Origin of the sequence: Hutsoniella sourekii ATCC 700629 (assembly GCF_000518205.1) — a bacterium.
In the GTDB taxonomy this organism is placed as follows: Bacteria; Bacillota; Bacilli; order Lactobacillales; family Aerococcaceae; genus Hutsoniella; species Hutsoniella sourekii.
In genome coordinates this window covers 1-9568 of the sequence record NZ_JADD01000043.1, presented here as the reverse complement: position 1 = coordinate 9568, position 9568 = coordinate 1, and the positions used below count along the sequence as shown (strand labels likewise).

Annotated in this window: 11 protein-coding genes; 3 read left to right on the top strand and 8 right to left on the bottom strand. The window is 40.2% G+C overall.

Features of this window, described 5'->3' with window-relative positions; genetic code table 11:
* A partial coding sequence (locus tag T408_RS11360) for an IS30 family transposase (protein ID WP_035420529.1) occupies positions 1 to 299 on the top strand: 299 nt, incomplete at its 5' end.
* Positions 300 to 315: 16 nt separating this feature from the next.
* On the opposite strand, the gene T408_RS0108845 is transcribed toward T408_RS11360, so the two are convergent.
* The 5 genes from T408_RS0108845 to T408_RS0108825 form a co-directional block, all read right to left on the bottom strand.
* Positions 316 to 972 (bottom strand): ABC transporter permease, encoded by a 657-nt coding sequence (locus T408_RS0108845; protein WP_028119602.1) that lies wholly within the window; start codon positions 970 to 972, stop codon positions 316 to 318.
* Positions 965 to 1888, bottom strand: coding sequence for an ABC transporter ATP-binding protein (locus T408_RS0108840; protein ID WP_028119601.1), 924 nt, complete (start codon positions 1886 to 1888; stop codon positions 965 to 967). Before T408_RS0108840 ends, T408_RS0108845 begins: the two co-directional genes overlap by 8 nt.
* Before the next feature lie 79 nt (positions 1889 to 1967).
* Positions 1968 to 2669, bottom strand: a complete 702-nt coding sequence (locus tag T408_RS0108835) for a response regulator transcription factor (protein WP_028119600.1) — start codon at positions 2667 to 2669, stop codon at positions 1968 to 1970.
* Positions 2670 to 2781: 112 nt separating this feature from the next.
* Positions 2782 to 4242 (bottom strand): C69 family dipeptidase, encoded by a 1461-nt coding sequence (locus tag T408_RS0108830; RefSeq protein WP_028119599.1) that lies wholly within the window; start codon positions 4240 to 4242, stop codon positions 2782 to 2784.
* 100 nt (positions 4243 to 4342) lie between these two features.
* A complete protein-coding gene (locus T408_RS0108825) occupies positions 4343 to 4789 on the bottom strand; it encodes an ASCH domain-containing protein (RefSeq protein WP_028119598.1) in 447 nt (148 codons plus the stop codon).
* Between the two features lie 145 nt (positions 4790 to 4934).
* Between T408_RS0108825 and T408_RS0108820 the strand changes: the two genes are divergently transcribed.
* Positions 4935 to 5984: a YeiH family protein gene (locus T408_RS0108820; protein WP_028119597.1), complete on the top strand. Its 1050-nt coding sequence runs from the start codon at positions 4935 to 4937 to the stop codon at positions 5982 to 5984.
* A gap of 79 nt (positions 5985 to 6063) precedes the next feature.
* Here T408_RS0108820 and T408_RS0108815 read toward each other — a convergent pair whose 3' ends face one another.
* Entirely contained in the window at positions 6064 to 7251 is a 1188-nt protein-coding gene (locus T408_RS0108815) for a pyridoxal phosphate-dependent aminotransferase (protein ID WP_028119596.1), read from the bottom strand.
* A gap of 90 nt (positions 7252 to 7341) precedes the next feature.
* Complete coding sequence (locus T408_RS0108810; RefSeq protein ID WP_035420526.1) at positions 7342 to 7629, bottom strand: hypothetical protein; 288 nt, start codon at positions 7627 to 7629, stop codon at positions 7342 to 7344.
* 240 nt (positions 7630 to 7869) lie between these two features.
* Here T408_RS0108810 and brnQ point away from each other — a divergent pair, with 240 nt between their 5' ends.
* Entirely contained in the window at positions 7870 to 9177 is a 1308-nt protein-coding gene (brnQ, locus tag T408_RS0108805) for a branched-chain amino acid transport system II carrier protein (protein WP_028119594.1), read from the top strand.
* A gap of 71 nt (positions 9178 to 9248) precedes the next feature.
* On the opposite strand, the gene T408_RS11355 is transcribed toward brnQ, so the two are convergent.
* A partial coding sequence (locus T408_RS11355; RefSeq protein ID WP_035420524.1) for an IS30 family transposase occupies positions 9249 to 9568 on the bottom strand: 320 nt, incomplete at its 5' end.

Here is a 9568-nt window from a genome sequence, read left to right as displayed (position 1 = left end):
AAGAAGTCCTCAAAAGCTTCACCTCTGACCGTGGGAAAGAATTTGCTTGTTATTCTGACATCGAACAACAAGAGATCGCTTTTTACTTTGCGGATGCTTATAGTGCTTGGCAGAGAGGGACTAACGAGAACGCCAACGGATTACTGAGAGAATTCTTTCCTAAACGCACAGATCTAGCTAAAATTACGGAAGATGAACTTTTCAATGCGCTATGGTTGATAAACAATCGACCTAGAAAGTGTTTAAATTTTAAGACGCCCTTTGAGGTATTCATGCACGAACTTGTTCAGTTAGAATGATTTTTTGTCGCAATAATTATTGCAATTCATCAAAAAGATAAGGCGATACCTGTTGGTAACCTGCCCAAACGTTCGGTAATACAGAATCCATGACTTTGATGGCAATCAAAACAAGAAAAATAATAGAAAAGTTTCGATTCGTATTAAAGGCCCATGAGACATGTAAGGACAAGAACATCACAAAGTAAGGTAGGCAGCCCCACATGATATCAATAAACACAATCTTCAAATACTGGTCCATCGGCCCTCCAAAAGCAATGGCGTAAGCCAATAAATACATCAAACTCACCGCAAGGAGATAGATCAAGCAACCGATAAAGGCTGCTAGCCATTTAACGCTATAGACTTGTAGCCGGCTAAAGCGATTGCTTAAAGTATTAATGAAGGTTCGATTTTGATTCTCATTATTGAATAAAGCATCGACCAAGCCACCAATAATAAAAGGACAAGCTGACAACATAATTAAGAAGAAAAATTGGAAAGTCATCACAAGAAAATCTGAAGAATTTGAAAAACCACCATCATATTCTATTTGAACGACTGACGAATGCGTAATCACCCAACGTAAGATAAAAGGTGCCAAGAAAGCCAAGCCGGCAAAGCCTAGAAATGACATCCTGGTTGTGTTACGACATTGCCACTGGTAGCATTCTGCTTTTAAGTAATTAAGCACGATCCATTCCTCCTTCAGTTAATTCACGGTAGAGTTCTTCCAAGTGCACTTGGTGATAGGTGAGTTCTCGAATAGCGATACCACGAGTCACGGCTTGTTTGTTTAGTTCAGCCATATCAATCGATAAATCATAGATCCGAATCTTACCCGTTTCATCTACTAAGTAGTCATTTGTTTGAAAAGCTTCTTCAAGTAAGGTAGCCAAGCGCGCACTTTCATCAGCATCCACTCGAATATAAGACTTGATTTCTTCTTCCAGTTGATCGCGAGTAAATTCGCGTACCTTTTGTCCCTTATTAATAATCACAAAACGACTAGCTAGTAGTTCCAATTCGGATAAGATATGGGAAGATACTAAGATCGTTAATCGTTTCTCCCGGGCTAGCTTTAACAATAGCTCACGAACTTTAATAATTCCTGAAGGATCCAAACCATTAGTTGGCTCGTCATAGATTAATATTTCTGGGCGGTGAATCAAAGAAATCGCAATTCCTAAACGTTGTTTCATCCCCAGAGAAAGTTGCTTGGCCTTGCGATTGCTTTGCTCCTTAAGCCCGACTAATTCAATTAACTCATCCACACGATCTATCTCTGGGATGCCTCTTTGAATGCGGTAATAATTAATATTTTGAAAGACGGTCATATCTGGATAAATAGCCGGGGCTTCAATAATAGTCCCCAAGGCTTGACAATTCGCCTGACGCTCTGATTGGATAACAGAGCCAAAGTAGCTAAATTCTCCTTGATAATCAGGAATCAGACCGGTAATGATCTTAAAGAGCGTCGTCTTACCGGCTCCATTAGGGCCGGCAAGCCCTACAATATCGCCACGTTTCACATCCAGACTAAAGTCATCCAAAGCCAGATGGTCACCGTAACTTTTGCTGAGCTGTTCAATCTTTAATACTGTTTCCATATGCTAACATCCTTTCCTTAAGTCTGAGCTCATTATAAGGAATAAAATCTTAATAAGTCCTTGGCTAAACTTAAAGAAACTATAAAGATTCATCTGCCAGCTTAAATCCAATGCCCCAAACCGTTTGGATATAAGGGTCACTGCCAACAATTGCCGCTATTTTTTTGCGTAAATTCGAGATATGGACATTGATTGAGTTATCCTCGATCGCTTGATCATCGTCCCAAACGAGTTGGTAGAGACGGTCCTTAGTGAATACCTCTTGGGGTTGAGACATTAGTACTTGCAAAATCGCAAATTCAGTAGCCGTCAAATTTAGTTCCTGTCCTTGCAAGGAGACATTATGCTTTTTAGTGTTTAAAGTTAGGTCTTTAAAGGTCTGATTTTCTTCAGGAGAGGCGTCTTTGTCCGGCGAATGACCATATCTTCTTAAAACACTTTCGATTCGCGCTAGGAGCTCATCTTGGTGAAAAGGCTTAGTCATGTAATCATCTGCACCTAACTTAAGCAAGTGAACCTTGTCTTCTAATTCACTCACAGCTGAAACCACAATCACCCCACCCTGGTATTGGCCCTTGATCTCTTCTAGTACTTGCCGGCCATTCTTACCAGGTAGCATTAAATCAAGGATCATCAAATCAAAATGATTCTTTTCTAATAATAAAATCGCTTCTGTACCTGAATAAGCTGACTTAACTTGATAATTTCCCTCTTGCTCAAGAATTGCTCCAATTAATCCTTGAATGGCTACATCGTCTTCGATAATTAGTATTTCATACATAGCGGACCTCCTCACTTACTCCCTCAGTATATCACGACAAGCACAAGAAAATTGCCAGAAAATCACTAAAAAACCTGAAGAAAGTTTCAACACTTCCTCCAGGTTTGACTGATTAATTAGCTTGCAATGTCTTCATGTAATCTTGTAATTGTTGGAATTGGTCTTCAGCTAATTGACTGGTTGCTTGCGTGACTTCATTAGCGTGATAGTTATTTTTATCTGAACCTTCTTTGATCTTAGTTACCCAGTCTTGGTGTTTCTGATTGGCCTCTTTTTCTAAACCGCTGATAAAACTTCTTAACTTAGGTAATTCCTCCTTCTCGTTAGAGAGAACTTGTGTGAAAATTCGACTGACTGTCCAATAATATGATTTCTCATCAAAAGATTTACCTGAAACCTTATAAGGAGTAGCCGTATCGGTAATATTAGCAAAATAAGGCAAGAATGGTGATGCATTGGGACTACCCATCGCTAACCACATAGTTCCTGGCACCTTATCTGGCATCGAAGCATCCATCTGGAAGATATGAGCTTCCATTGTTGATACATTACCTACCGGGTAGCGAGCATTATCGGGTAAGTCTTCTTCGTATTCAATCGGTTCACCTGTTGGACTAGCCGCATTATCGGCCGGAATAAATTCACTGCCTTCAAAGCGGTTACGCATCATATCCTTAACTTGTTGCAAGCTGATTTTCTTTTTAGCGTCTCGAAGGAGCGGTGTTTCCTTACTATCCATAGTTAAGTTAGCATCTGGATCCAATAAATTAACACCTTGAACATAGCGTGACTTTGTCCCCGCTTCAATCGGATAGCCATAGGAGGCGGCCACTTTAATTTGACCTTTTTCTTCCACTAATCGCCCAGCTTCTTTGGCAACTTTAATTATATCCGGAGATGAGATAACATTTTCTTTATCTTTAATATCAATTGCACCTAAATAGTAACCATTGGGGAAAACGGCATATTTATCACTCGGCAACTTAATAGCCGCATATTGATGACCGGATAAAATTTCCATATACCATGTTTCTTTCTTGTCAGAAAGAATTAAGCTATTACCCTCGGCTGCTCCTTTCTCAGTGACTAATTGAGCGATTAATTCAATTCCTTCACGAGCAGTTTTGACATGTGGTAAAACGACATTCGTGATGTTAGATTCACTGAGACCATTTTTTACTAATGGGTCTTTTTCTAAAATATCATGATGGGGATAAGCCGTCACAGTGGCATCCATCGCAACTCCATGCTCATTGAAACCCGCTTCGTGGAAGTCTCCCTGGTCTGGAGTCGTATCTGGAATCGCTGTATATTGATAGCTTTCTCTTGGTAAGTCAAACTCAAAGCCGTTGGATAGGTCCTTGTATTTATCGCCAGGCTTGTTTGTCTTAGCTGGCACTACGATAAAATTCTTGTTGTGATCGGGTTCTAAATCTTCCGTCCGACCAAAAATAGTCGTCCCATCAGTTGTTAGATCCTTCCCTACATATACCCCTGTACAAGCTAGGACAGGTTGCTTGACTATACCTAGACCCAGAAGGGCTAGTAGACTGTATTGAAGTAACTTCTTCATCTCTTTTCTCCTTACACGTTTAGAATGTCATTAGTATAAACAGAAAATAAGTAAATAATAAAAGTTAAAAGCTAAAAATAATGGATAAAAATTTGAATTTTTATGGCTGTAATGGATAAACACACCTAAATTCCTCACACCAAATAGGAGTAGAATCTGTTAATTCCAAGCCCACTTCCCTTAACCACTGGGTAAAAATCTCATCATGCGCTTGATACCAAGCCTTGAGCGATCGGTCGTCTTCTCCTTCTTTGTAAGCATGACCCGCATCAATTTTACCATAAGCTCTTTGATAGACCTGAGTATTTTGAATAATACAAGCCGCTTGATTGTTACCATCTAAGATGACACTGAAGTCCCCTACTTGGGGGAGGGCTTCCTTTTCTAAGGCATAAAGTTGATAAAGACTCGATGTTGCTGTCTTGTGGCCCGATTTTACTAGTTCGGCCAACTGATCAGCCTCTACTCCAAAAGACCAAACTTGATAATCCTGATGATTGATATTATTTTCCTGGCAATATTTACGCCACATTTCTTCGGCTGTCATTATGGATTTATCCTTTCTTTAATGAATAACTAACTCTATTTATGTCACCCCAACAAATTCTTGGCTTACTATTCCAAATCGTAGTTTGAATTCTAGTTCGTGAAGGATTATACTTAATGAGGTATTATTAAAAGGAGATGACATTATGTTACAAAAAAATCAATTAGCTGGTCTAGGGCTAGCCTTACTACTTGCCGTCCCCGCTTGGCTGTTGGGTCAACAGTTTCCAGTAGTAGGTGGCCCTGTCTTTGCTATTCTAATTGGTATGGTCATTCGTTTGTTCTGGGAACCGACTAGCCAATTTCAACCTGGCGTTCAATTCGTATCCAAAAAGGTCCTGCAATATGCTGTTGTCTTGTTAGGATTTGGTCTGAACTTGCATGTCATTCTTGAGACAGGCTTGGAATCCTTACCAATTATCATTTCGACCATCTTAACTGCACTTATAGTTGCCTATATCATGACCAAGCAATTAAATCTGGACCCTGAAATTGGTACACTGGTAGGTGTAGGATCATCCATTTGTGGAGGCTCAGCTATTGCTGCCACTGCACCTGTTATTGAAGCCGATGAGGAAAAAGTAGCTCAGTCTATTTCTGTTATTTTCTTCTTCAACCTACTAGCTGCCCTACTCTTTCCCATGTTAGGCCAATGGTTAGGCTTTGATACAACCAGCGGTGGACCATTTGGTATTTTTGCGGGTACGGCTGTTAATGATACTTCCTCTGTTACCGCGGCTGCTTCGACTTGGGATACGATGTTTAACCTCGGTACCCAAACCTTGGATAAGGCCGTGACTGTAAAGTTAACCCGGACCTTGGCTATCATCCCTATTACTCTTGGCTTAGGTTGGTGGCGTAATCGTCAAGCAGCTAAGACTAGCGGAGTCAATAATAACGATGAGTCCTTTGGCCAAAAAATAATGAAGGCCTTACCAACCTTTATTATCTATTTCGTCCTAGCTTCGATCATTACAACGGTTGCTATTTCAATGGGAGTCCCAGAATCTATCTTTTCACCTTTCAGTAAGATTAGTAAATTCTTCATCGTCATGGCGATGGCTGCCATTGGTTTGAACACAGATCTTATCAAACTACTAAAAACTGGATCCAAAGCTTTGATTGTCGGTGCTGTTTGCTGGGTATCGATCATTATTGTCAGCTTAGGTTTCCAACACGTTCTTGGACTATGGTAATCATTTAATTATTAATGAATAATCAAGCGATAGAGGGCTTTGAGTAAATCTCGATAAAGCCTTCTATCGCTTGTTAATATTAATGAGGATATTTTTCTAAAGCTAATTCAAGAATATCCATTGCTCGGTTGATCATCTCTTCGTTGACACAGTAAGACAGTCTGATTTCATTTTTGCCTTGTCCGGCTTCTGTATAGAAAGCTTCGGCCGGCGTGGCGAGTACCGTATAATTATCCACTTCAATATTCTCCAAGCACCAAATAATAAAATCTTCGGCATCTTCAACTGGCAATTGAATAATATTATAAAAGGCTCCCTCAGGTTCACTTGCTAGAATTCCTGGAATTGCCCGCAAACGTTCACTCAAGAGGTCACGTCTGGCTTGGTAGATCCTCCGATTCTCATAGACATATTCATCATCAACAATATCCATGGCCCCAGCTCCGACTTGATCTAGAGTAGAGACAGATAAGCGAGCTTGACAAAGCTTCATGATATGATTCATCAGTTGTTTATTCTTGGATGCCAGGGATCCGATTCGGGCCCCACAGGCAGAATATTTCTTAGAGATTGAATCCACCAAAATAACTTGCTGGGCCAGTTCCGGATAATCACCAAAAGAAATAAAAGGACGATCGGTATAGTTGAATTCGCGGTATACTTCATCTGCAATCACGAATAGTTGGTGTTGTTTGGCAAAATCAACCACCCGATCAATTTCCGCTTTCGTATAAACGCGTCCGGTAGGATTTCCTGGACTAGATAAGAGGATGGCTCTGGTTCTGTCAGTCAGAGCAGATTCAAAAGCTGTCTTTTCTGGCATCAAAAATCCGGTCTCAACCCTTGAATGAACGGCCACTAATTTTCCGCCTGCCATTTTGACGAATGTATCATAATTAGGATAGAAAGGATCAATGGTCAAGACCTCGTCCCCTTCATCTAACAAGGCCATAAAGGTAAATAATAATCCTTCACTCGCGCCTGAGGTAATAATCAATTCATCCAATTCGAAATCTAGGCCATAGTTATGCAAATAAAGTTGCGTTGTCTTTAAGGCCTGATCAATTCCTCTGGAATGGGCATATTCAAGTACACTCACGTCATAATTAGATACCGCCTCATAGAACTCCTTGGGTGTTTCAATATCAGGTTGACCAATATTTAAGGGTATCACCTGGATCCCCTTCTCTCTTACCGCTTGTGCATAATCATTTAAGCGACGGATCGGAGAATTTTGCATCCTTTCAACGCGTTGAGAAAACCTCATCTTTTGCTACCTCCATCTCATTGATTTTCTAATAATAGCTGATGAGAAGTTGGGTGACAAGGCTTCCAATTTATTTTTCTATAAAAATTCTCATTTAATCCAAACGCTGTTAAAATGCCCTTTTAGCATCCGATAAGCCAAGTTGTTAGGTAATGAAACTAAGTGACCCATCAAATGACCGCATTGAGGACAAGCTAAGTCCTGAGGAGGATCTTGTAAGTTAATTTCACTATCTATAATTCGTGGTAAATGCATCCGTTTCAGGTTACCCACGCCAATTTTTTGATACTTAAAAAGATCTTTTTTACAAGCGCCACAGCGAATCATTAGCGGACGACTATTTTTGATCTTTTTGTAATAGGGGTTTTTATATTTCATTTTGGACACTCCTTTTTACTATCCTAACATGGCTGGCCAAGTTTTTAAACAAAGCAAGCCAGACCCATCATCCGGTTAGATTTATTCTAAATTATAATATAATGAATCTTTTCTTCTCTATTTTTTATCTTTGACAGATATTCTTATTTCATAGCCATCAAATCCTTAGTTTATCCACCGCTTCAAGCAAACTATTTGTGTTATGATACTCCAGTATATTTCTTTGTAAGGATGATTAAATTGAAAATTAAAATGAATGATATACTCATCACTGGCCTCGCCTTATTTGCTATTTTCTTCGGGGCCGGTAATTTAATATTTCCACCCTATTTAGGGGTCTTAAGTGGGCAAGACTGGTGGAAAGCCATTGGCGGCTTCTTAACCTCAGATCCCTTCTTCCCAATCCTGGGTGTCTTAGTAACGATTTACTTGGGTGGTCAAGCAGATGACCTGGGTAAACGAATCCATCCAAAATTTGGGCTCGTTTTAGCAGGGATTGCTATTTTACTGATTGGACCATTGTTTTCTGTTCCTAGAACCGGGGCTACTACGCATGAGATTTTTATCCAGTCTCTCTGGCCTCAAATTCCTATCTGGGTAACCTCGCTAATATTCTTCGGCTTAACTGCCTATTTGGCACTGAATCCAAGTAAAGTTATCGATAACATTGGCAAGTACCTAACCCCTGCTATATTGCTAATTATTTTGATTCTAGTGATTACCATCTGGCTTAACCCTAGCCCCACTCTAGGACGTAACCACTTAGAGCATCCTTTTGCCTATGGATTCAAGGAAGGCTATCAAACCATGGACGCCTTAGGTGCTTCCCTGATGGCTAGTATTGTTATGAATGATCTAAAAAACCGAGGTTACCAAAAGGGAGCACACCAGATCAAAGCTGGGACCTTAGTGGGTATTGTGGCCTTTATCTTGTTAGCCTTGGTCTACTTGGCCCTTGCCTATGCTGGTGCTAACGTTTCTACTGCCTTTAGCTTTAATGATGGTCGCACGGACGTATTTAACGGCATGGTCACAATTATTTTAGGGAATGGTGGCCAACTTCTGATGGGGATCTGCGTGGCCCTAGCCTGCCTGACAACTGCAATTGGTCTTACTTCTGCTTGCAGTAATTTCTTTCATGATGCGTCTAATGGCCGTTGGTCCTATCAAGTAATTTGCTTGATTTGTGTGACGGTTGAATTTATTATTTCTTTGATTGGTACTCAGCAAATTATTGTGATCGCTTCATCCGTCCTCAACGTCATCTATCCAATCGTTATGATCTTAATCCTCTTATCGGTCTTCGATCGATGGATAACTTATGACTTAACCTACACCGGTGGTGTGATTGCCGCCGGGAGCGTTGGATTGGTTCAAGTCTTAGCCAACCATGCCCCTTCTGCTGTTCAAGAACTTGTTCAGCCTTTAGCGGATTGGACCTATCATCTGCCACTGAGTCATTTAGGATTGGAGTGGCTGACACCAGCCATAGGATTAGCTTTGATGGCTAGTGCCTTTAGTTATTTCAATCAAAGGCTCCAATACTAATGATGCTAGAATTTTTTATCTAAATAATCTTTTCTTTATTAACGATAAATTGCAATAAATACTGCGACAAATTAATTCATCTTTTCAAGTTCGTGCATTAGTATCTCAAACGGCGTTTTAAAACCTAAACATTTACGAGGGCGATTGTTTAATAGCCATAAGGCCTCATATAAATCTCTTAAGTTTATCCTGGCCAAATCAGTTTTCTTGGGAAAGAATTCTCTTAATAAACCGTTTGAATTTTCATTTGACCCTCGTTGCCACGCGCTATAGGCATCAGCAAAATAGAAATCGATTCCTTTTTCCTCCACCTTTGGATAACAAGCAAACTCTTTGCCACGATCAGACGTAAACGTTTTTAAAGCTTTCAATGGAAAGGAATCACATAGTT

Excerpts from the sequence above, each read along its gene's own strand:
- T408_RS0108820 (WP_028119597.1), top strand. The coding sequence starts at position 4,935 with ATGTTACAAAAAAATCAATTAGCTGGTCTAGGGCTAGCCTTACTACTT.
- T408_RS0108830 (WP_028119599.1), bottom strand. The coding sequence starts at position 4,242 with ATGAAGAAGTTACTTCAATACAGTCTACTAGCCCTTCTGGGTCTAGGT.
- T408_RS0108840 (WP_028119601.1), bottom strand. The coding sequence starts at position 1,888 with ATGGAAACAGTATTAAAGATTGAACAGCTCAGCAAAAGTTACGGTGAC.
- T408_RS0108825 (WP_028119598.1), bottom strand. The coding sequence starts at position 4,789 with ATGACAGCCGAAGAAATGTGGCGTAAATATTGCCAGGAAAATAATATC.
- T408_RS0108815 (WP_028119596.1), bottom strand. The coding sequence starts at position 7,251 with ATGAGGTTTTCTCAACGCGTTGAAAGGATGCAAAATTCTCCGATCCGT.
- T408_RS0108835 (WP_028119600.1), bottom strand. The coding sequence starts at position 2,669 with ATGTATGAAATACTAATTATCGAAGACGATGTAGCCATTCAAGGATTA.
- T408_RS0108810 (WP_035420526.1), bottom strand. The coding sequence starts at position 7,629 with ATGAAATATAAAAACCCCTATTACAAAAAGATCAAAAATAGTCGTCCG.